This is a genomic window from Streptococcus hillyeri (assembly GCF_003686955.1).
Taxonomy (GTDB): Bacteria; Bacillota; Bacilli; order Lactobacillales; family Streptococcaceae; genus Streptococcus; species Streptococcus hillyeri.
This window is the reverse complement of sequence record NZ_RCVM01000021.1, coordinates 1-22,219: the sequence shown is the minus strand read 5'-3', so window position 1 is coordinate 22,219 and position 22,219 is coordinate 1. Positions and strand designations below refer to the sequence as shown.

Sequence of the window (22,219 nt, the reverse complement as noted above, 5' to 3'; positions counted from 1 at the left end):
AAGCCTACATGTCATCCTTTCTTTGTTCATCAGGGGTACGAGCATAAAGCTCTGTAATATCAGTTAAAAATGCTTTACGTTCAGGTGTTAAATCTTCTGCAAGCATACGCCATTGCCAGTTTCCACCGACAGTATTTGGAGTGTTGGTCCGAGATTCAGCACCTTTATCCAAAACATCTTGCATACAGGCAATCGCAACGTCACTAACTGTTGCATAAAGCGTGCGCAACATTGCCTGTGTGATTGGCTCATCTGCTATGCGGTGAAGGTATTTATCTACAAAATGCTGTTGTTCTTCTGACAAATTGTCATACCAGCCATTGACCACTTCGTTGTCGTGAGTACCTGTATAGGCAATGGTGTTTGACGTGTAAAAATGTGGAAGGTCAAAGCTTTGACCAGTCGTATCAAAAAGACCAAATTCCATGATTTTCATACCTGGGAAAGCTGTATCTGCTAATAACTTTTCAGCTTTTTCATCAATATAGCCGAGGTTTTCAGCAATGATTGGCAAGTCACCAAGTTCCCTTTTTACAGCGTCGAACAAGGCAACTCCCGGTCCAGAAACCCATTGACCTGGTTTAGCTGTCTCTGATCCTTCAGGAATTTCCCAATAATCTGAGAAGCCTTTAAAATGGTCAATACGAAGTAAGTCATAAATTTTGAAACTTTCTTTGATACGGTAAACCCACCATGCAAAGTCAGTCTCTGCATGTTTATCCCAGGCATAGATTGGGTTCCCCCAAAGTTGGCCTACATCTGAAAAATCATCTGGGGGACATCCTGCGATAAAAATTGGTTTCTTATCAGCACTTACTTTAAAGAGCTCAGGCATGGTCCAAACTTCCACACTATCAGCTGACACGTAAATTGGCATATCGCCAATGATTTGAATCCCTTGCTCATTAGCATAAGATTTAAGCGCTGTCCACTGTTGGAAGAAGAAATATTGTGTCACTTTAAAATAAGTGATTTGATCTGCTAATCGCTGACGATAAGTTTCAAGTGCCTCGGGCTGACGCTCAACAATCGCTAAGTCATCCCATTCTTGAAGCGCTCGATTGCCAAAGTGTTCTTTGATTGCCATAAACTCAGCAAAATCAGATAACCATGACTGCTCTGCTTGTTCAAAAGAGGCTAAGAGAGCCTGGCCATTTTCACTTGCTAAAAATCCAGAAACCGCTTGTTCTAAAACTGGACGACGTGCTTCATAGATACGAGCATAATCCACTTCTTCTGGATTATCACCAAAGTTGATATTCTCATAAGCTGCTCTATCTAAATAGCCCGCTTGCGCTAATAAATCCAAATCAATCAGATGGGGATTTCCAGCAATGGCAGAAAAGGATTGATAAGGAGAGTCCCCATAACTTGTTGTTGTTAACGGTAAAATCTGCCAGTAAGTCTGTTTGGTTTCTTTTAAAAAATCTACAAATTGGTAAGCTGCTTGACCGAAAGTACCAATTCCTTGATTACCTGGAAGAGATGTTACTGACATCAAGACACCACTTAAACGTTTCTTCATACGGAATTCCTCCTGCGATATTATATAACTATAATAGCGCAAGCGTTTGCGTAAGTCAAGCAAAAATTTAAAAAAATCTGAGTTCCCCCAGATTTTTACCTTATTTTAATAAATTTCTAACCGTTTCTCTTTCTTTTAAAAGAAAAGGAATGATCACGCGCTCTGTATGTAACATCCGTTTTTCAACCATATCTAGTAAACGCATCAGACTAGAACGTCCCAAGCTTTTGACATTGATATCAAATGTAGTTAAGTAAGGATGCATAATCTTAGCATAGACTGAGTTATTGAAGGAAACAATAGAGGCATCATCTGGCACTTTAATGCCATAAAATGATAGAAACTGCATCACTCTCAAAGCGAGCATATCATCAATAACAATCAAAGCTGTAATTGAGTTTTCTTGGATTGTTTCGATAAATAGTTGCAGTGATTCCGCATCTGTACGGTCAAATAAAATCGCTTCGCTACTCTTTAATCCAAGCTTATTAACGCCTTTTAAATAACCGATATAGCGCTCAGAAAAAATCTCGCTCTGAAGATCATCTGTCACAAAAAGGATATTTTCATGACCACGTTGATTCAAATAATCAACCGCTGTTTTTGACATGAGCTGATTGTCATTATCCACAAACGTCACTTCATTTTCAAATTCTTCCGGTTGCCCAACAATGACAAAAGGAATATTATTTTCCATTAGGTAATGACGAACAGGGTCATGACTTTCTGAGTAAAGAACAATAAAGCCATCAACTAAACGTTGACGATACATGAGTTGCACCTGCTCTTTTAATTCTTCAACACTTCCACCTGTCGCAATTGAGACGGTAAAATCACGTTTTTTAGCCTCATCATTGATAACCGTTAAAATCTCCATAAAGAAGGGGTGGGTGACACGCTCTTCATTTGACAGCGGAGGAAAAATGACACCAACAGCGTGTGTCAATCCACTTGCCAGCATTTTGGCAGCCACGTTAGGCACATACCCCAATTCTTGCATCGCTTTTTTAACTTTATCTTTTGTTTTTTGCGAAATGGTTGAACTATCCTTTAAAGCACGGCTTACGGTAGAAGCATTAACGCCTGCGCGCTCTGCTACATCTTTTATGGTAACCATTATTTCCCTCCATCCAGAGATTAAAATTACTAAAGGAACCGTGACACATTTTAGTACACAGTTCCTAGCTGATATTATTCATTTATTTTTTATAGTCTTTAAAACCAGTTCGATACAAAACAAGCATCATCATCAAAATACTACCAAAAATTTGGACATTCATCAATAAAATAGGATTGTCAACTAAGCCTAAACAAGCCATAATGATGGCAAGAAAACTTGGTAATCCCATACAATTTAACAAGAGCCCAAAGCACTCTTTTAAGGTTTTTAAATCAAATATTCCAGCTTTTCGTGTCAGATATAAGGTCGCTGAACCTGCTACTAACAACAAGATAGAACCGACATAGAGAAATGCTGTGTAAACTAGAATGAGAAATAAAAACACATCGGCCTTATGACTTACAAACCATTGTTGATTGATAAAGTCTCGAACATCTCTCTTAGTTTTTAACGTTGATAAATCTTGTTGACCTGATATAAGCGCTTCTAGACTATGTCCATTTGGATAGGTGAAAATCCACTTATCTCTGGTCAATACTAAGCCATACTTACCACTTGTCGCTATTTTTTGCTGCTCTGCTTTTGTTGGCAAAACCGAAACAACAGCATCAGTTCCTTCAATTGATACAGGTTCTCCAGTAAATTGATTTTCTGAAATTTGCCCCACTTGCAAGGCCTGATAAGTCTCATCTGTCACAGCATTTAAACCTTTTGAAACGATTCTCTCCATGTCATAGGTCTTTAAGCTAGCATAATGCAGAGAAACTGGCATTAAAATCAGACTATTTAAAAAGACAAGACTAATGACAATCTGCCACCATTTATAGGATTTTCGACTGGCAAAAATCCTACGAGGTGCCATGATTTGAGCAAAATAAGAAAAAGGGAAGGGCATTGATCAAAACTCCTTTCATCAAGTGGACTCGCAGCTCTTCCCAATAACTTATCCCTTAGTACCACCATTAGTTAAGCCTGATACAAAGTTCTTTTGTAGGAAGAAGAATAATACTGAAATCGGAACGGCAATCAGAATTGCCCCTGCAGCGAATAAGGTTACTTTTTGATTTTTAGCATCTGAAATAAAGGTTTGAAGTCCAACTGCTACGGTATAGTATTCTGGTGAGCGTAGCAAGAATTTCGCTAACATAAAGTCACCAAATGGTCCCATAAATGCCCAAAGCGCTTGGACCGCCAACATTGGTCGTACCAATGGTAACACGATTTGATAAAAAATTCGGAAGTGCCCTGCACCATCTAGCTTCGCTGATTCATCAAGATCATATGGTACGGTATCAAAGTAGCCTTTCATCAGCCAAGCATTCATCGGAATACCACCACCAACATAGATGAGAATCAAGAACCAATATTGGTTAAGAGCATTAAAGAGCCAAGCCATAACAAAGTAAGCTGTTAGAGCTGCCATTGTTGGTACCATTTGGACAATCAAGAAAAACATCAAACTCTTTTTGCGTCCAATAAAATTATAACGGCTGTAAGCGTATCCTGTCAAGGTAATGACCGTTACCTGAATAAGCATCGTAAAAGCAGCTACGATAAGGGTATTCATATACCATTTAACATAAAGCGTTTCTGTGAAGAGACGATGAAAGTTTTGTAGTCCCCATTCTTGACTTAAATTCAGAGTGAAGGATGTCACATTTCCAGACCTAAAAGCTGAGCTGACTGTTACCATTAGAGGAAATAGGATAACGATTGTCAGTAGCACCAAGTAAGCATAGGTCCAAAATTGTGTCCAAAAGCGTTTCATTTTTAGTGAACTATTTACACGAGGTTTAGCCATTTATTTATCCCCCATATCAAAAGCATTGAATTTTTTAAAGCTAATCAAGGATACTGAGATAACAATTAGAGAAATCACCAAGGTAACTGCTGATGCCATTGAGAATTGTGGTGACGTTTGTGTTGTTAATTTGTAAATCCATGAAATCAAAATATCTGTCGCACCAGCACCACCACCTACAGATCCTGGTCCACCATTGTTGAATAGGTAAATGATAGAGAAGTTGTTAAAGTTAAAGGTGTACTGTGAAATAAAAGTTGGTGCTGCAACTGCTAAAATCATTGGTAAGGTAATTTGACGGAATTTTTGCCAAGCCGTTGCACCATCTACTGTTGCTGCCTCATACAAATCAGCAGGAATAGATTGTAAAATTCCCGATACCAAAACATAGATATATGGGAAACCTAACCAACCTTGTACCATGATAACGGCAATCTTTGTAAAGGTGGCATCAGTCTTCCACGGTACAATGCCAAAATCAAGGAATGGTAACAATTTTTCAATAAATGGTAGCACTTGAACATTCATGGCACCGATTGAGTCATTGAAGAAATTACCAAAACTCATGATTGAGATAAAGGCAGGTACCGCCCAAGGTAATAGGAAAATAACACCAAACAGACGTTTGAATTTGATAAAGTTTTGGTTGGCAATAATCGCAGTAGCAACACCGATAACGATTTGAAGCGTTGAAGCTGCGAAGGTCCAAATGAAGGTCCATGAAAGAACTGAACCAAACGCCTTACGGAACGTGCTCAATTGCACCATATTGACAAAATTTTTGCCCCCAACCCAGTCTAATAATTTTTGAGGCGGAATATGACGAAAATCATAATTTGTAAATGCAATAAATAGGGTTACAACAACTGGAAAGACAATTGCAAAAGCCATTGCTAGATATGCTGGAATGATGAGAAGATAAGGAAAACCATTTTCATAAAGACTGTTAAAGGTTTCTTTAAACGTCATTGGAACCTTTTCACCATTGTTCAAGCGCTCTGCAGTTGATTTAGCATCATGCATACTTGCTGAATGAATTAACACCATAACTAAGGTCATAATCAATTGCATTGATCCTTGGATAAGCATGAACAGAGAGTGATCCACTATCGGTGTATCTCCCAAAGTCACCAATCCAATTAGAGCAGACGCCCCAAAAACGACCCATTCAATTATTTCCAAAACAAAGACCAAGAAAAGCAATAGTGCTTTACTTTTTTGCCCATTATAAAACTGTCCCAATCCTGGAATCAGCCCCAAAAGCATGGCTAGTTTTGGATTTTTGTGTTCAGTTGACGTTTTCATAGGTCAACTCCTTTCTTTTTGAATATTTCAATAAAGCAAAGCCCTTAGGCATAAGATCATGCTGTTCTAGTAGGTGACTAGCTAAGACTTCTCCTTGTGGTAAAACCTGTGGTTGCTTGCTGTCATTGACTCGTAATTCTACCACAGTATCGCCTAGCTCTCTGCGGATGATAAAGGTACCTTCTTTGCTCAATAATCGCGTATTGCCCTTGTGTAAGCACTCTTCGTATTTACGACTATTGATAAGACTTCGCATTGTCACCCAGAAAGGATTAGCTACCCCTGCTTTTTCCCAGTCAAAGCCTCTGCGACAATCAGGATCATAACCACCACTCATGGCTATCTCTGTACCATAATAGATACATGGACTGCCCTCAAATGCTAGAAGAATCGCCACTGCCAATAAGAGCTTATCTTTATCCCCATTTACTTGTGTTAAAAAACGATGAGTGTCATGCGAATCAAGAAGATTCAAATTCATCTGATTAACTTGCCATGTATTGCGCATCCTCAAATTCGTCAATGTCTCAATTAAGACTTGACTGTCAAAATCATCTTTTGAAACGTAGTCTAAGACAGCTTTTGAGAAAGCGTAGTTCATGATACTATCAAACTGGTCACCTCTGAGATAGGGGTATGCGTCATGCCAGTTTTCTCCAATGATAACCGCATCAGGATTCAGTTCTTTTACAATTTTTCTAAATCGCCTCCAAAAATCATGAGAAATTTCATCTGAAACATCTAATCTCCAGCCATCAATTTGATACTCCCTAATCCAATAAGCTGCAATCTCAAGAAGATAGTCCTGAACTTCTGGATTTGAAGTGTTCCATTTTGGCATCTCTGAAACGGTTGCAAAGGTCTCATAATTTAGTGGTTTCCTTGTTGGAAAATCCCCATTAATCATGAACCACTCATAATATTTAGATTTCCGACCGTGTTTTAAAATGTCTTGAAACTCAGGTAAAAGGTAGCTTGAATGGTTAAAAACAGCATCCAAAACAACTTTTATGCCTCTGAGATGTGCTTCTTTTATCAAGTTTTTCAGAGAAATCTGATCTCCAAATTGCGGATCAATCGCATAATAATCACTAATATCATACTTATGATTACTAAGTGATTTGAAAATCGGTGTCAGATAAATAGCGGTAATTCCTAAATCTTCAAGGTAATCAAGTTTCTGACAAACACCTGCTAAGTCACCACCAGCGAAGCTACGAGAGGTAGGTTTTGCAAACCAATCCATATCAATGTAGCTATCGTCTTTTTCAAAATCACCACGCGCAAAGCGATCAATAAAGATTTGGTAGAAAGTCCCCTGACTCATCCATTCCACTGGACGGTGAACATCAATCGCATTGATATAGGGCATCTGGAAATAGGTCTGATAACCTAGGTCAAAATCATAACTGTCGAAAAAACCGCCCTCACTATAATAGAAACATTCTTCGCCATACTTAATATGAAAAATATAAGCTAGCCGAACATCCTCTAAAGGGAGGCAAATTTCATAATAAGCATGAAGATGGTCACAACCAACAAACGGCATTTTAATCCGTTTTTGATGATTGTGATAATTGTATTTCATGCCATAAACTAGCTCAATCTCTGCTTCTTTATCCTCTTTGGCTAAACGCAAACGAAGAACCAAAGTATCATTTGAAATTGCAAAACAATAACGTGAATCTGGCTCATGAAAAATAGCCGCTCTATTCATGATGTGTTCCTTTTCTAAATGCCATAGCCTTAGCTTCTTATCTCTCTGTCACATGAGCTGAGACAAAGAGATAAAAAGCTGATCAGAAATGTTCTGAATCAGCTTTTGACATGTTCATTATTCAGAATATTTTTGTTCGATAGCTTCTTTAATCGTAGATACAGCTTCTTTAGCTGCTTCTTCTGGTTTTTTGTTACCAGATGCAACATCGAAGAAAAGTGTAGCTGCTGGTTCCCAAACTTCTGCCATTTGTGGAATGTTTGGCATTGGTTGAGCATCTGCGAATTGAGCAATAACAGCACTTGTTAATTCATTTCCTTTAGAAGTTGCATACTCACGTGCTTTAACATTGGCAGGGATTTCTTGTGTCGCATCATAGAATGCTGATTGGTTAGCTTCATTTGTGACATAATCCAAGAATTTTTGAGCTACTTTCATGTTTTTGCTGTAGCTAGAAACTACCCATGCTTTACCACCACCGAAGGCTTCATATTTACCTCCGTTAGCAAGTGCTGGGATTTGTGCTGCTCCCCATTTAACGCCAGCTTCTGTCAATGACGTTGCTGCCCAAGGTCCATCGATGATTGCAGCTGTTTTACCAGTTGTAAATTGCTCTGTAATAAAGTCACCGGCTTTAGTTGTATCTTGCATACCTTGTGGCCAAGTGTCATACCAAGATTTAGCGTAAGTCAAACCTTCAACAGCCCCTTTATTTGCTAATCCGAGGTCTGATGCGTCAGTACCATCTTTACCGAAGACATAACCACCATAACCAGCAGTCAAACCGTAAGCATAGTAGAAGTTAGTCCAGTTGGCAAGGAATCCGACTGCTTTACCTTCTTCACCAGCAAATGCATATTTCGCATCTTTTTGAAGAGCCATCAACTCATCAAATGTTTTTGGTGCTTCCTTGATAAGGTCTTTGTTGTAGTAAAGGATTAAACTTTCAACAACAGCGGGAGCTCCATAAACTTTACCTTCAAGAGTAACTAATTTTTTAGCAGTTTCATCATACTCAGCTTCATTACCAAGTTTTACTTCTGCAATTTGACCATCCGCTCCAAGTCCACCAACACGGTCATACGGAGCGATGAACACATCTGGTGCTGCACCTGTTGGTCCATCTGTAGAGAGTTTATCGAGGGTATCAATCATTCCCTCTTCTTTAACTTCAATATCTACACCATTTTCTTTTTCAAAATCTGCTTCAATTGATTTGATGTAATCAACGTAGCCAGTGTCTACAGATACGACTAATTTTTTAGAATCTTCACCTGAATCAGCTGACTTGTTTGAAGAACCATTGCCACAAGCAGCTAAAGTTACTGCTGAAGTCAATGTTACTGCACCAAAGGCAAATTTTTTCCAATTCCATTCCATAAATGGGTCCTCCGTAATAGGTTTTGTTTTGATGATGTTAGTATAGCATAGTTTTATTTTTAATGCAAACGGTTTCTGTTTGTTTTTTTTTGATTTTTTCTAAAAAATATTTTAGCGCTTTCAAAATCAGGCTATTTTATCGATACTAAGAATATAATTGCTTTATCTGAAACAGTTATCTTTCCATTGATAATAGTGACTTTTTGCCCATTTAGTAAATCCTCATAAGCTCCATCTGGTACTTCAACTGAAACTTCCGTTTCTTTTCCTTTTAGTGAAATAATAGCGACAATCGTTTGCTCATTTGTCTGATGTGTGATGAGGACAACATCATTAGTATCATCGGCTACTAACTGATACTCTGATTGTGGTGAAATCATTTTTTTGATTTGTGCTAATCTCGTTAGCTCCTCAGAGATATCTTCCCCAGACCAATCAATGGGAGCTTTTTCAAACAAACTTGGAATCGTTAAGGCTTGTCGCTCTTGTCCATTATAGATAAGCACTGCACCCTTTTGTAGGTAATTAAATACTGTCCAATTCAACAAGTCAGATTTATTAGGAATCAAGTCTGCTGCTCTGCGATTGTCATGATTCTCAAGATTGCGAAGCTTGATATAGTCAACTGGGAATATGACCTCTTGCAAGTTTAAGCGGTCTATATAGGCTGATAATGGTATTTTTCCTTCCAGATAGTCAACCCAAAGCCCTCGAACATCGTAATCATAAGCCATATCAAAGGCTTGGAAAATCTCACCATCGCTAAGCGCCGTAAGACCTTGACTGCGCATATACTTGATAAAGCCTGGTTCAATGCTCTCTGAGAGCCAAATCACATCTGATTTAATCTGTTCAACTTGATAACGAGCCTCTTTCCAAAATGCTAATGGGATAAGCGGAGCGACATCACAGCGGAAACCATCTACACCTCGATTAACCCAAAGTTTTAAGGTCTCAATTTGATAATCCCAGAGATCGTGATTCGCATAATCCAAATCAATAATGTCCGACCAATCACCAACACGATTTCCAAATGAACCATCTGGTTTGTGATAAAACCATTCTGGATGCTCTTGAGCTAAAATCGAATCTGGGGATGTATGATTGTAGACAATATCAATCATCACTTTCATACCACGTGCGTGAATTTCTGCAACCAGATTTTCAAAGTCCTCCAGCGTTCCAAAATGGTCATCAACCGCTCGATAATCTTTAATAGCATATGGTGACCCTGCTGAGCCTTTTCTTGCCACTTCCCCATTTGGATAAAATGGTAAAAACCAGATAATATCAGTTCCTAATGCCTTGATACGATCCAATTCTGGAATAACTGCTTCAAAGGTTCCTTCTTCAGAAAAATTTCGAACATAGAGCGAGTAAATCACCGCCTGACGTAAATTGATATCTGTATTTTTCACGTCAATTCCTCCTTAATACATTTTCTTCATTAGTTTATCAAATATGCAATTTTTACGCAAGCGGTTTCTGTTGTTTTTATACTTATTTCATTTTGAAAGAGTTATGGGCGACGCAGTCGCCACAACTAGCACTTTCTGCACTGAAACTGATACGTTTTAGCGTAAGGGGGGTGAAATCATCCAGTGGACAGTTTCACTAATAAGAATACCACTATAGCGAAAGAAACATTTTAGCCTCACTTCGTTCGGTGATTTATCAATGACATTCGAAATTATAAACTGCTAATTTTGATTTTTGATGGGTATTAATGAGTATTACTGATAAAGCCCCAAGACATTTAAAAAGCAAGAATCATTCGACTCTTGCTTTAATCTTCCACTATCTTGATATCTGCACCTAAGGCAGTTAATTTTTCAATAATATCTGAGTAGCCACGTAGGATAAATTCAATATTGGTAATTTCTGTTCTTCCTTCAGCCATAAGCCCCATTGTCACAAGCGCAGCACCTGCACGAAGATCAGAAGCTTTAACAGGTGCTCCTGTTAATTGCTTACCGCCTTCATAGATAATTTGTCCGCCAAGAACCTGAATATCTGCTCCCATACGAGCCATCTCAGGCACGTGGTTGACACGTTTTTCATAGATGGTGTCAATAATCTTTCCTCTGCCCTTAGATTTTAACAACAATGGTGTTATGGGTTGTTGCAAATCAGTCGCAAAACCTGGATAAGGGGCTGTTTTAATCGTAACAGCCTCAAGAGGACCTTGTTCTTCAACGTAAATGCTATCCTCATTGACAGTCATGCGTACCCCCATCTCCTCAAGTTTAGAGATGAAAGCTTCCAAATGTTCATAAAGGACATTCGTGATTTTGACACCTTGACCAATAGCTGCCGCCATAGCAATATAAGTCCCAGCTTCGATACGATCTGGAATCACCTGATGACGCGTGCCATGTAGATGTTCTACACCTTCAATAGTAATCACATCTGTACCAGCACCACGGATATGTGCGCCCATGTTGTTAAGAAGCGTTGCCACATCAATAATTTCTGGCTCACGCGCAGCATTTTCAATAACCGTACGACCTTGCGCCTTAGCTGCTGCAATCATGGTATTAATCGTCGCACCAACACTGACTGTGTCCATATAGATATGAGCACCGTGAAGCGGTTTGCCATTGGTTGCAATGCGCATTGCTTCAGCTTCATAAGAAACATTTGCTCCCATTGCTTCAAAGGCTTTTAGATGTAAGTCAATCGGACGAGGTCCTAAATCACATCCACCAGGTAGCCCAACAGTAGCCTGACCGTAACGACCTAGAAGGCTTCCGTAGAAATAATAGGAGGCTCGTAGGCTGTTAATTTTCCCAAAAGGCATCGGCATATCTTTAACGCCACGAGGATCAATTTCAAGGCTATCTTGATGACGTTTAACACTTCCACCCATGATTTCAATAATCTCAATCAAGGCATCTACATCACTAATTGCAGGTACGCCATCAAGTGTCACAATACCATCTGCTAAAATAATGGCAGGAATTAGCGCGACTACTGAATTTTTCGCTCCAGAAACCGCTACTTCCCCTTTTAGTGACTTACCACCATTTATAATAATCTTTTGCATAATAAACTTTCACTGACTAAAATTCAACCCTACAATTTTACCATATTGTATAACATTTTACAAATTTTCAGTTATGAAAACACGACAAGGTAATTTCCCAACGTAAGTTCCACTTTAGCTTTCGAAGTGGTCTTAGTCTAATACTTAACAAAAATCAAAAATTACTTTTTTGCTTCTTTCTTAAAAGTGCGGACGCTCCAAAGGTCTGGGAGACCTTTGGAGGCGGGAAATAAGACGAACAGAGTTCGTCACAGTCGATAAGGTTTGGGGAACCTTTTGAGGTGGGAAATAGAGTTGACAAAGTCAACATCAAAACCTCCTACGGAGTTTCATTGCTAGATTTGAGCTTATCTCTATCGCAGTAGATGATTGGATGTACTTGTCGACTACTCGACAGCGTCCAACCTAATCATCCTTGCGGGGGAACTACTACGAAATTGACTTTCAATTTCTGTAGTTCTCCCAAAAATCCGTTCATATCGAGAGTGAACTCTCGATATGAATACTACTATAGCGAAAAAAACTCTGGTAAATCAAGCCATTCATTGCTACTTGATTTTACTTAAACTGCAAATTTTGATTTTGGATGAGTATAAAAGCTGTATTCCTCATGGGAACGTTAGCCACACCCAATATAAAAAGACTCCATTTTGATGCTTCCAAAATGAAATCTTTTTGTTTTTGCTATTAAAATGTTCTATTTCACTCAATACTTATCGGTCAAAAGTTTTCAGATCACCGATATAATCTTCCCAATCTTTACTCAGAAAACGAGAATCAAGATGGTAATTCGGTTTTTCTGACGTTTTCGTTAAGAAAGGATTGACACTCTTATCCATCTCAAGCCACCCTTTCCATCCAATGTGGATGGTGTCTTGCATGAAGAACTCCTGATTTCCCTCTTTTGAAAAATCAGCGATATGCGTAAATCCTTGACTTTGTAATTGGTATTTGATTTTATCAACTGTTTGTTGGTACATGTCTTGGTCCAAACCAGTGAACTCAGCCCACTTGCTATTGACCGGTGGAATAATAAACAAAACATCCGTATCAGTCTCTGCAAATTGGTGAAGCATTACTTGAAAATCGCGATACTCTGGAGAGACACGATAATCAAATGTTTTTTGACTACCTTTTAATTTCTTTTTGCGACGCGCAATTTTAGAACGGTAAAAGTCATTACGAATTCCGAATTCATTATTGGTAGTCTCTGATTTACCTTCTTCGATTGCTAAGGCTTCTAATTTGTCATATGAAAATTCTTCCGGCAGTTTCTCAGCTTGTTTGACAACATTGGCATAGTTCCCCAAATCAATTGAAAATTGTCCGAAGAAGCGATCTTCTTTTCTCAGCAAATAACTTTCAAATTCGAGGTTTTGAGTTTCTTTTTTTCCCAGCTTTTTCCCATCAGCCACCTTTTGCAAATAGTCTTTAAAAGGAACTTCCGCATAAAGTGATAATAAGCGTTTGGCTACATAACGATCATACTCTGTGTCTTTTTGTTGGCGTAAAAAGGATACAACCTGTCCAGCTGTTAGATAATTTTGAAAGGCATGAGCATTTGCCCCCTCTTTAACAAACCACTGCGGCGACACAAAATAAATCGCCTTTTTCCCCTCAAAAGCCTCTGAAATCTCTTGACTAGCAAAATAATGTGTCAATGATGCTGCACCTCGTTGCCCTAATAAATAAGGGGTGTAGGGACGCTGATAGGCTTCTGCAATCACTGAAGGGTGCATGATGTCAAATCGCAACCACTCACTTGAACCCATAAAGGGAACAAAACGTGTTTCAGGATCTGTCAATGCACGTAATTTCTTGTACTTACTTTTAAAATTAGACTTGCTTAGAGCGACAGCATCGTGCTTTTCAGTTTTTGTCGAATAGGCAATCCCTTCTGGATAACATCCAATCAATCCAACAACTAAAAAGACTGCACAGATGACCGGTCCTAAAATCTGCCAGAGGCGTCTAATCATGGCGAAGCCCTTCTATTCCTGCAACAATTTTATTAACCGTATTCCAATCTTCTCGACCAAGTTCTGATACTGGAACAACAATTCCAAAACGATCTTCCAAGTTAACAATTAACTCAACCGTTCCCAAACTATCGAGAATTCCTGCATCATACAAATCCTCATCTAAGATTTCAGAGGCGTCTTCCATAAAAAGATCGTCGATAATCGCTAATACTTCTGTTTTAATATCCATTGTAAAACTCCTTTTCTTTAATACAAAATACAAACAACATTTACTTCTTTGACTTAGTAAATAATGCTCTTGTTAATTTCACTGACTCTCATTAACGTTTCGGGAACCACAACTGATCTAAGAATCCTGAAAAAATAAGGAAAGAGAACATGACAACATTAAAAGTCACAAAAATTCCCAAAGCTTGCATCCATTGATTTTCAGGCAGTGGTTTCTGTCCCTTTTGTTTGCGCTCTTTGTTCCACATTTTCTTTTGGCGTAACCACCAATCATTAACAATGAGTCCACACCCATGAAACACACCATAAGCAATATAATACCAGGTCACCCCATGCCATAATCCCATCAGAACCATATTCATAAGATAAGCCACACCCGAAGTTACATTTCGACTGTTAAAGAGCTTATTTTTAAGCATAACTTTAACTAATCGCATAAAGACATAGTCTCTAAACCAAAAGGACAAACTCATGTGCCAACGATTCCAAAATTCCTTCAAATCACGTGATTTGAAAGGCAAGTCAAAATTGTGTGGACTTCTAATGCCAAAAAGATTTGAAATCGCTATAGCAAATAGGCTGTATCCTGCAAAATCAAAGAAGAGATACAGGCCATAAGCATACATAACGCCCAAAGTCGGAAGATTAAAGAAGCCACCTTCTAGCAAAGCAGCCGATTTCAAGGGATTCAGAAAGAGTTGCCCAATGGCATAAGCTAAAATGTATTTATAAAGAAATCCCTTCATCAAGTAACGAACTGACTGATCAAGCATTTCAAACAAAACACTTCTATCAGGAATCTGTTCATATTCTTCATTAAAGCGTCTAAAACGATCAATCGGTCCACTTGAAAAGGTCGGCATGAAAAGAAGGAAGCGTAATAATTGCCAGACTGTGAAATCTTTTAAAACACCATCTCGCATTTCCATAATCATCCCAACTGTACGAAAGGTCAGATAAGAAATCCCTAAAAATCCAAATAGGGTCATCGGCTCTGCCTTTTGCATCAAAGGATTAATCTTAACAACCATTAAAGGGAAAATCGCCAAAAATACCCAAAGGTAAAACACCCAAGACGGATGAGGCTTTCGACAATAATACTTGTAAGAAATCAGTAGTAAGACCTGCCAAATCGTGTAGATAACCAGAGAGATAATCTGGTACAACTCTTTCCCCGTTAGCATGAGTACAATAAAAACTAAGCTAACGACCGCCTCATAAATAGGGAAACGTTTTTTAAAAAAGAGACCAATGAAAATAGGAAGAGCTCCCAAAATCACATAAACAAAATACTGGGGATTCCCATAGACTTCCAAATGAGGTAAATTCAACAGAAAATCACTCATGCCTTATTCACCTCATTGATGAGTCCTTTCAGATTCACTTTTCCATTTGGCGTCAGAGGAAGACTATCGCGATAAATGAATTTTGTTGGCATCATATAATCCATCATCACATCTTTTAAGCCTTCACGAATCGCTTTTGTAATGGCTATTTCTTTGTCAAATTGCTGAGCGACACCCTCTTTTAGAACGACAAAGGCAATTAAATTCTGAACCTTATGTTCCTTATTGTAGCGTGGTACAGCTACCGCTGATTCAATCAAGTCAGACTTATTCAAGTTTTGAGCTACATCTTCCAATTCAATTCGGTATCCATTGAATTTAATCTGAAAATCTAAACGACCACCGTAATACAATAGCCCCTCTTCAGTCATCACTCCCAAGTCACCCGTATGATAAGCTGGTTGACCATTTAATTCAAAGAAAGCTTCCGCAGTTTTCTCAGGATTATTCAGATAGCCCTTAGAGATAGCAGGGCCTGTCACAATAATTTCGCCCTGTTCACCTGCTGGTAAAACGTTACCCTCATCGTCAATGATAAAGGCTGGGGAATCTGATTTAACATACCCAATTGGAAGACGCTCACCTAATTCTAGCAAGTCATCAGTAATGGTCAAGGCTGAAAATGCAACCGTGGCTTCCGTTGGACCATAAGAATTGATAATCTGCGCCTTTGGAAAACGTTGACGCAGTTTTTGAGCCGTTTTAAGCGTCAGCTCTTCACCACAGAAATAAAAATGTGATAAATCTGGCAAGGTTTCAGCATTAAAGTCATGAGAAGCCAGCGCCATATCAACAAAGGAAGGTGTTGACGTCCAAACACCTATCGGAAGATCATAAATCGTGCTAAAAAGACGCCTAAAATCTGTCACTAAAGTCTTCGGTAGAGCAAACAAGGTTCCACCCTTAGCCAAAGTTGGCGCCCAGTACATCACTGATAAATCGAATGAATATGGTGGCTGGGCCAACATTTGTGGACGCTCTGGCACATCAAAAACTTCTGAACTAATCATCCAATTGGTGAAACTCAACAGATTTTTATGAGAAATCTGCACACCTTTAGGAGCACCTGTTGTTCCAGATGTGAAGATAATATAGTAATTATCATCTCCTTTGACTGAATGACTTAACTCATAAGATACTTTCTCAGTAAAAATCTGCTGTAACTGTTGTAAACTTACAAGAGGCACCGAAACATCTGATAACGGCAAATCTCCCACAGATAATATCAAACTAGGCTCAGCTATCGTTAAAATGGCTTCAATTCTATCCAACGCAGTATGCTGATCAATAGGAATATAAGCGTGCCCTGACTTTGTTGCAGCCACAAAACACACCAGCATCTCATACTCATGACCACCAAATACCACTATCGGTGAGCCTTCTTTTAACTGTAACGAATCAATATAGGCTGCCAAAGCATCTGAATCTTCTTTCAACTCCTGATAGCTGTGCTTTTCTCCTAAAATATCATAAACGGGATAATCACCTTGAACCTCAGCCCAATGGTTAAGTTGCAAAATCATATCCTGAATCATGCGTCACATCCTTTCTAAAATTCATTGTAAACAAAATTCCCTTGATTTTGCCCCAAATAACTAAACAAATAAATTAAAATTAACATAATAACCGCATAGAAAAGAGTTCTAATTATAAAACGGTAACAATTTTTCATCACTTCTCCTTATTTTTCAGAGGAAAAAACATTTCACAAGCTAATAAGCCTTTAATTATCGAACTGAATCGTTCCTTTTGGATTCTTGATAAGGGGCTTTTATTACTAAACCTCGTCCAAAATTAACAGTTCCAATAACTATTATATCATAAATCAAATGAGACTTACGTTCAAAACCAACATCGCAACAGAAAATGTCTAACTAGATGATAAATTTTTTCACCATCCTACCTACAACCACTGCCCAAATTGCTATTACCATAAAAAGACGAGACTGGATACCTTGTTTCAGCCTCGCGTATTTAATTTTTGTATATCTTTTGAAAACAAGATACACTAACTTATCATTCCTTTTCAGAAACGTTATTAAATTTCCTATAGCTATCACACGCATTATAGTCTCATGGCAACTTCCGTCCTCGCGTATAAACTAACAGAAACTATCTGCGGATTAGCTTCACTACAGCCTCGGTCCTTGCGGTATGTGGAAACATATCAACAGATTGGATATATTTCACATCATAGACCTTAGCCAGCTGAACTAAATCTCTGGCTAAAGTTGATGTATTACATGAGACGTAAACCATCTTCTCCGGTTGGTAGTTTAAAATAGTCTTTAATAATTTCTCATCTAAACCTGTACGAGGAGGGTCTACAATAATAGCATCTGCACGATAACCCTCACGATACCAGCGAGGAATAATATCCTCAGCCTTCCCAGCCTCGTAGTGAGTATTTTCAAATCCCATAGCTTTCGCGTTCTGCTTCGCATCCGCAATAGCCTCAGGAATAATATCCATCCCTCGAACACTAGCTACCTTATCCGCAAAAGCAAATCCAATCGTACCCACACCACAGTAAGCGTCAATCACGTGATCCGTTTCAGAAACGTCCAAGGCTGCCACAGCTTGCCCATATAAGACTTGTGTCTGTTGAGGGTTTAATTGGTAAAATGCTCTAGGAGATAACCTAAAGCCATAATCTAAAACTTCTTCAGAAATGGTATCAACTCCCCAAAGAATTTCCGTTTTATCACCATAAATATCACTCGTTTTAGAACTGTTAAGGTTTAAGGCTACCGTTTTAATTTGTGGAAAATCTGCCACTAAATCTAAAATCACCTCATTTAGACGAACATCACGACTAGTCACAAAAATCAACTGCACCTGTCCAGTCTTTTCAGCCTTTCTGACCATAACAGTCCGAATCCCAGCTATTTTACGCTCATTATAGATTGGAACCTTATATTTATCTAACAACTCAACCACACGATTGATAATCTGTTGCGTCACCTGATCCTGTACCAGACAGTCATCAATTGAGACCAAGCGGTGACTTCCCTCAGCATATAAACCGGCCTTAACAGAACCCCCAAATGCACGGGTCTGAAATTGCAACTTCGCACGATAGTATTCAGGTTTTTCCATCCCCAAAGTATGACGAATCTCATAATTCTCAAAACCTAACGGCTTAAATTTAGTCAAAGCCTGCTTGATAATATCATCTTTAAACTCCAACTGCTTGTCATAACGCAAATGCATCAATTGACAACCGCCACATTCCTCATAGATAGCACAGGAAGGCTCAACACGAAATTTTGATTTTTTGTTGATGGTCAATAGCCTAGCTTCGACAAAGTTACGCTTCACCGAAACAATTTGACAAAACACTTCTTCACCCTTGAGCGCACCAGGCACAAATACCAAGGTCTTCTTATAAAAGCCTATGCCCTCACCATTGATACCCATCCGTTTGATTTTTAAAGGAATACGTTGTTTAACTTGTAGAGTCATCACTTTTTAAACACCACTCCCGCTTCTTTTAATTTTTTGAGCGTTACCTTACCAATTTTTGGAATAGTCAGTAGCTCTTCTTCTGAATAATGTTGAATATCTGTTGCTGTTTTTATATCATAATCATTCAAGCTTAATAATTGAGCCGAACTAAGAATACCAAAGTCCTCTAAATAAACCGCATCATCAGAAAAATAATCATTCAGATAAGCCTGGATATAAGCTGAAGTCGTCAACAATAATGGTAAAATGCTATACAAAGAAATATAAAGGCTATTGTTACTATTTGCTTCATAGAATTCCACAGTTCCCGCATCCAGCACACGAGCCATAGGAAATGCTTCCAAAAGGCAAAATTCAAAAAAGCCATCAACCTGATTACACAACTGTTCAATTAAAACACCCGCTTGCTTATCAGCACCAGACAAAATGGCAGAAACAAGCATTGGAATGGCCATCATCGCATCCAGCTCATGCTCTTTCCGACTTCTGAAAAAAGCATCCGCCATCGTATAATCCGACTTAAGAATGTATAAAGCCAAAATTTCATAACGACATCCTAAAGAATCATTGGGATCTTCACGAAACATTTGCATGACGTGCTCAAGAGCCTTCTGGTAGAGACCATTCTGCTTATAAAGCACAGCTAAATCCATCTTAAGAGAAAGATAAGGACGAGCATCTAGATTTAGCCACGATTTTTCAGAAGACATCATCCAAGCCAAATAGCCATCACTTTCCAGCTCTTCTAAGCGCCTTATCTCTGCCAAAAGTTCTTTCCCACTTGGACCATCCACATTTAGCCCATCACCAAATGCAATGCTGTCATAAAAATCATCAATCTCTTCATCAGACATATTTAAAAGATTTTCAAACAAGTCGTCATCAAATTCCTTATCTGCTCGATACTTCTTCAAATTCACAATCTTATCGTTATCAGCCATCATGACCTCCTCTTTGGTAAAACACCTCATCTTTTATAACCTCTATTCTACCATTTTTGGTATAATCAAACTATGAAAATCACAAAAATTGAAAAGAAAAAACGACTCTATCTCGTTGAAATAGACTCGACTGAAACATTATATGTCACTGAAGATACCATTGTCCGTTTTATGATGACAAAAGGCATGACACTAACATCTGAAAGCTTAAATGCAATCAAAGAGTTTGCACAGTTCTCATACGGTAAAAATATGGCACTTTACCATCTTTCCTTTAAAAAACGAACGGAAAAAGAAGTCAAAAATTACCTCATCCAGCACGAAATTGATGACAAAATCATCCCAAAAGTTATTAAAAATCTAAAAGATGACAAATGGATTGACGATAAAAGCTATACTCAACAAATTATTGATACTAACCTTGTCTCAGGTGACAAAGGAGCTTATCTTCTCAAACAAAAATTAACCCAAAAAGGAATTCCTCAAACCATCTTAGATCCTCTTTTTGAAGAAGTTGACTTCACACCATTAGCTGAAAAAATAGCTCAAAAGCTCTATCGAAAATATCAACAAAAACTCCCTCAAAAAGCCCTAACTGACAAAATTCTACAGTTTCTTCTCAATAAAGGCTTTTCTTACCCTGAGTCAAAAGCAGCACTAAGCTCATTAGATATCACAAAAGATGAAGAACAAGAAAGCGAACTCATCTTAAAAGAACTCGAAAAACAACACCGCCGATTATCCAAAAAATATGACGGTTACGAGTTAAAACAAAGACTTATTCAAGCCTTAGCCAGAAAAGGATATCAGTTTGATGATATTTATTCGGCTTTACGTGACTTTTTATAAATAGTGTGCCCAAAACCGTGATTTTTTTGATAAATTGTGATATTCTATAATAGATAACAAATTGTAGAAAGAAGATTGCCATGAAATTACCTAAGGAAGGCGACTTTATTACAATTCAAAGTTATAAGCATGATGGTAGTTTGCACCGTACTTGGCGCGATACTATGGTACTAAAGACAACTGAAAACGCAGTTATTGGAGTCAATGATCACACACTAGTCACTGAAAACGATGGACGACGTTGGGTCACTCGTGAACCAGCTATCGTCTATTTTCATAAGAAATACTGGTTTAATATCATTGCCATGATACGAGAAAATGGCGTTTCTTATTATTGTAATATGGCTAGTCCACACGTTTTAGATGAAGAAGCACTCAAATACATCGATTATGATCTAGATGTCAAAGTTTTTACAGACGGTGAAAAAAAATTGCTCGATGTTGATGAGTATGAAATTCATAAAAAACAAATGGGTTACTCTCCAGACCTTGACTTTATCTTAAAAGAAAATGTCAAAATTCTAGTGGACTGGATTAATAATGAGAAAGGTCCCTTCTCACCTGCCTATATCAACATTTGGTACAAACGTTATCTTGAACTAAAGAATCGTTAAAGTTGTCCGCACTCATTAGAGTGCTTTTTTAATGCGCTCTTAACCAGCAATAATCCATTCCCCAACCTAATCTTCCTAACTTCGCCCTTACCTTTCTCTGAAAAGCACGTTTCCCCCTAAAACACTCACCACTCATCAAATAGTCCAGATAACCTTTTTCCTCTACTGTCAATTCCTGACACAACTCTCCAATAGCCTCCCTATAGGCTACCATCTCCGCCACATCTAGCCCATTATCCGATACCGAATGAGCCACTTCTCCAATCTCATCATAAACCATTCGGTCAAAAGCTCTCTTTATACTCTCTTGCTTTCGAATCTCATCCTTGACACGGTTTGAAAATTTCGTCTTAAAATAAACACACATTTTTCTAGTATTGAAAACTAGATCTGGCTCCTTCTCCAATAACTGATATAAGGTAATCATACCCTCCTGATCCCAATCCTCAGGCTCCCATATCTTAATAAAATAAAACTGTCTCAGTTTCAACACAATCGGACGAACTTTCTGATAAAGCCCTTCAAAATCTAATATTGCTTCCATAACAATACCCCCATAATTTAGTTATGGTTATAGTTTATCCCTAATAAACAAAAAAGAACATGACACAAATGTCATGCTCTAGTAGCTTAAAAAGTTGAACAAATGAAAAAGAAACACTGATGAATCAACGTTTCTAACACATATTATACTCCGCCAACAGGGCTCGAACCTGTGACATCATGATTAACAGTCATGCGCTCTACCAACTGAGCTATGGCGGATTAAAGCTAAGCAACTACCCTATCTCACAGGGGGCACCCCCCAACTACTTCCGGCGTTCTAGGACTTAACTGCTGTGTTCGGCATGGGTACAGGTGTATCTCCTAGGCTATCGTCACTTAACTTCTTCTTGG

19 protein-coding genes, 1 tRNA gene and 1 rRNA gene are annotated in these 22,219 nt (G+C 38.4%); 2 read left to right on the top strand and 19 right to left on the bottom strand.

Going from position 1 to position 22,219, the window contains the following annotated elements:
- Positions 1-4 precede the first annotated feature (4 nt).
- From malQ to EAF07_RS08750, 16 genes are all read right to left on the bottom strand, one after another.
- Complete coding sequence (malQ, locus tag EAF07_RS08830) at positions 5-1,525, bottom strand: 4-alpha-glucanotransferase (protein ID WP_121836195.1); 1,521 nt, start codon at positions 1,523-1,525, stop codon at positions 5-7.
- A gap of 100 nt (positions 1,526-1,625) precedes the next feature.
- The gene (locus EAF07_RS08825) at positions 1,626-2,642 is read right to left on the bottom strand and encodes a LacI family DNA-binding transcriptional regulator (RefSeq protein WP_121836194.1); all 1,017 of its coding nucleotides are present in this window, start codon (positions 2,640-2,642) and stop codon (positions 1,626-1,628) included.
- 82 nt (positions 2,643-2,724) lie between these two features.
- Positions 2,725-3,540 carry a DUF1189 family protein gene (locus EAF07_RS08820; protein ID WP_121836193.1) on the bottom strand — a complete coding sequence of 272 codons (816 nt, stop codon included), beginning with the start codon at positions 3,538-3,540 and terminating at the stop codon, positions 2,725-2,727.
- A gap of 48 nt (positions 3,541-3,588) precedes the next feature.
- On the bottom strand, positions 3,589-4,446 hold the full coding sequence (locus tag EAF07_RS08815; RefSeq protein ID WP_121836192.1) for a sugar ABC transporter permease: 858 nt from the start codon (positions 4,444-4,446) through the stop codon (positions 3,589-3,591).
- Positions 4,447-5,751, bottom strand: coding sequence for a carbohydrate ABC transporter permease (locus EAF07_RS08810; protein ID WP_121836191.1), 1,305 nt, complete (start codon positions 5,749-5,751; stop codon positions 4,447-4,449).
- The gene (locus tag EAF07_RS08805) at positions 5,735-7,468 is read right to left on the bottom strand and encodes a glycoside hydrolase family 13 protein (RefSeq protein ID WP_121836190.1); all 1,734 of its coding nucleotides are present in this window, start codon (positions 7,466-7,468) and stop codon (positions 5,735-5,737) included. Before EAF07_RS08805 ends, EAF07_RS08810 begins: the two co-directional genes overlap by 17 nt.
- 117 nt (positions 7,469-7,585) lie before the next feature.
- A complete protein-coding gene (locus EAF07_RS08800) occupies positions 7,586-8,848 on the bottom strand; it encodes an extracellular solute-binding protein (protein WP_121836189.1) in 1,263 nt (420 codons plus the stop codon).
- 131 nt (positions 8,849-8,979) lie between these two features.
- Entirely contained in the window at positions 8,980-10,266 is a 1,287-nt protein-coding gene (locus EAF07_RS08795) for an alpha-amylase family glycosyl hydrolase (protein WP_121836188.1), read from the bottom strand.
- A 368-nt stretch (positions 10,267-10,634) separates the two neighbouring features.
- Entirely contained in the window at positions 10,635-11,894 is a 1,260-nt protein-coding gene (locus tag EAF07_RS08790; RefSeq protein WP_121836187.1) for a UDP-N-acetylglucosamine 1-carboxyvinyltransferase, read from the bottom strand.
- 713 nt (positions 11,895-12,607) lie between these two features.
- Positions 12,608-13,873 (bottom strand): D-alanyl-lipoteichoic acid biosynthesis protein DltD, encoded by a 1,266-nt coding sequence (dltD, locus tag EAF07_RS08785; protein ID WP_121836186.1) that lies wholly within the window; start codon positions 13,871-13,873, stop codon positions 12,608-12,610.
- Positions 13,866-14,105, bottom strand: coding sequence for a D-alanine--poly(phosphoribitol) ligase subunit DltC (gene dltC / locus EAF07_RS08780; RefSeq protein ID WP_121836185.1), 240 nt, complete (start codon positions 14,103-14,105; stop codon positions 13,866-13,868). The genes dltD and dltC overlap by 8 nt, the downstream gene beginning before the upstream one ends.
- Positions 14,106-14,196: 91 nt before the next feature.
- Positions 14,197-15,450 carry a D-alanyl-lipoteichoic acid biosynthesis protein DltB gene (gene dltB / locus EAF07_RS08775; RefSeq protein WP_121836184.1) on the bottom strand — a complete coding sequence of 418 codons (1,254 nt, stop codon included), beginning with the start codon at positions 15,448-15,450 and terminating at the stop codon, positions 14,197-14,199.
- Complete coding sequence (gene dltA, locus EAF07_RS08770) at positions 15,447-16,985, bottom strand: D-alanine--poly(phosphoribitol) ligase subunit DltA (protein ID WP_121836183.1); 1,539 nt, start codon at positions 16,983-16,985, stop codon at positions 15,447-15,449. The genes dltB and dltA overlap by 4 nt, the downstream gene beginning before the upstream one ends.
- Positions 16,986-16,999: 14 nt before the next feature.
- Positions 17,000-17,122 (bottom strand): teichoic acid D-Ala incorporation-associated protein DltX, encoded by a 123-nt coding sequence (locus EAF07_RS08765; RefSeq protein WP_121836182.1) that lies wholly within the window; start codon positions 17,120-17,122, stop codon positions 17,000-17,002.
- A gap of 440 nt (positions 17,123-17,562) precedes the next feature.
- Positions 17,563-18,915, bottom strand: coding sequence for a 23S rRNA (uracil(1939)-C(5))-methyltransferase RlmD (rlmD, locus tag EAF07_RS08755; protein ID WP_121836180.1), 1,353 nt, complete (start codon positions 18,913-18,915; stop codon positions 17,563-17,565).
- Entirely contained in the window at positions 18,915-19,859 is a 945-nt protein-coding gene (locus EAF07_RS08750; protein WP_121836179.1) for a hypothetical protein, read from the bottom strand. Before EAF07_RS08750 ends, rlmD begins: the two co-directional genes overlap by 1 nt.
- Before the next feature lie 72 nt (positions 19,860-19,931).
- On the opposite strand from EAF07_RS08750, the gene recX reads away from it, so the two are divergent.
- The gene (recX, locus tag EAF07_RS08745; RefSeq protein ID WP_121836178.1) at positions 19,932-20,708 is read left to right on the top strand and encodes a recombination regulator RecX; all 777 of its coding nucleotides are present in this window, start codon (positions 19,932-19,934) and stop codon (positions 20,706-20,708) included.
- An 80-nt stretch (positions 20,709-20,788) separates the two neighbouring features.
- Positions 20,789-21,322, top strand: a complete 534-nt coding sequence (gene ntdP / locus EAF07_RS08740; RefSeq protein ID WP_121836177.1) for a nucleoside tri-diphosphate phosphatase — start codon at positions 20,789-20,791, stop codon at positions 21,320-21,322.
- 28 nt (positions 21,323-21,350) lie between these two features.
- Here the strand turns inward: ntdP and EAF07_RS08735 are convergent, their stop codons facing one another.
- The 3 genes from EAF07_RS08735 to rrf form a co-directional block, all read right to left on the bottom strand.
- The gene (locus tag EAF07_RS08735; protein WP_183121689.1) at positions 21,351-21,866 is read right to left on the bottom strand and encodes a sigma-70 family RNA polymerase sigma factor; all 516 of its coding nucleotides are present in this window, start codon (positions 21,864-21,866) and stop codon (positions 21,351-21,353) included.
- Positions 21,867-22,014: 148 nt separating this feature from the next.
- Positions 22,015-22,087, bottom strand: a tRNA-Asn gene (locus tag EAF07_RS08730).
- Positions 22,088-22,092: 5 nt separating this feature from the next.
- Positions 22,093-22,208, bottom strand: a 5S ribosomal RNA gene (gene rrf, locus EAF07_RS08725).
- Between the last annotated feature and the right edge of the window lie 11 nt (positions 22,209-22,219).

Excerpts from the sequence above, each read along its gene's own strand:
- malQ (WP_121836195.1), bottom strand. The coding sequence starts at position 1,525 with ATGAAGAAACGTTTAAGTGGTGTCTTGATGTCAGTAACATCTCTTCCA.
- EAF07_RS08825 (WP_121836194.1), bottom strand. The coding sequence starts at position 2,642 with ATGGTTACCATAAAAGATGTAGCAGAGCGCGCAGGCGTTAATGCTTCT.
- EAF07_RS08820 (WP_121836193.1), bottom strand. The coding sequence starts at position 3,540 with ATGCCCTTCCCTTTTTCTTATTTTGCTCAAATCATGGCACCTCGTAGG.
- EAF07_RS08815 (WP_121836192.1), bottom strand. The coding sequence starts at position 4,446 with ATGGCTAAACCTCGTGTAAATAGTTCACTAAAAATGAAACGCTTTTGG.
- EAF07_RS08810 (WP_121836191.1), bottom strand. The coding sequence starts at position 5,751 with ATGAAAACGTCAACTGAACACAAAAATCCAAAACTAGCCATGCTTTTG.
- EAF07_RS08805 (WP_121836190.1), bottom strand. The coding sequence starts at position 7,468 with ATGAATAGAGCGGCTATTTTTCATGAGCCAGATTCACGTTATTGTTTT.
- EAF07_RS08800 (WP_121836189.1), bottom strand. The coding sequence starts at position 8,848 with ATGGAATGGAATTGGAAAAAATTTGCCTTTGGTGCAGTAACATTGACT.
- EAF07_RS08790 (WP_121836187.1), bottom strand. The coding sequence starts at position 11,894 with ATGCAAAAGATTATTATAAATGGTGGTAAGTCACTAAAAGGGGAAGTA.
- dltD (WP_121836186.1), bottom strand. The coding sequence starts at position 13,873 with ATGATTAGACGCCTCTGGCAGATTTTAGGACCGGTCATCTGTGCAGTC.
- dltC (WP_121836185.1), bottom strand. The coding sequence starts at position 14,105 with ATGGATATTAAAACAGAAGTATTAGCGATTATCGACGATCTTTTTATG.
- dltB (WP_121836184.1), bottom strand. The coding sequence starts at position 15,450 with ATGAGTGATTTTCTGTTGAATTTACCTCATTTGGAAGTCTATGGGAAT.
- dltA (WP_121836183.1), bottom strand. The coding sequence starts at position 16,985 with ATGATTCAGGATATGATTTTGCAACTTAACCATTGGGCTGAGGTTCAA.
- EAF07_RS08765 (WP_121836182.1), bottom strand. The coding sequence starts at position 17,122 with ATGAAAAATTGTTACCGTTTTATAATTAGAACTCTTTTCTATGCGGTT.
- rlmD (WP_121836180.1), bottom strand. The coding sequence starts at position 18,915 with ATGACTCTACAAGTTAAACAACGTATTCCTTTAAAAATCAAACGGATG.
- EAF07_RS08750 (WP_121836179.1), bottom strand. The coding sequence starts at position 19,859 with ATGGCTGATAACGATAAGATTGTGAATTTGAAGAAGTATCGAGCAGAT.
- recX (WP_121836178.1), top strand. The coding sequence starts at position 19,932 with ATGAAAATCACAAAAATTGAAAAGAAAAAACGACTCTATCTCGTTGAA.
- ntdP (WP_121836177.1), top strand. The coding sequence starts at position 20,789 with ATGAAATTACCTAAGGAAGGCGACTTTATTACAATTCAAAGTTATAAG.
- EAF07_RS08735 (WP_183121689.1), bottom strand. The coding sequence starts at position 21,866 with ATGGAAGCAATATTAGATTTTGAAGGGCTTTATCAGAAAGTTCGTCCG.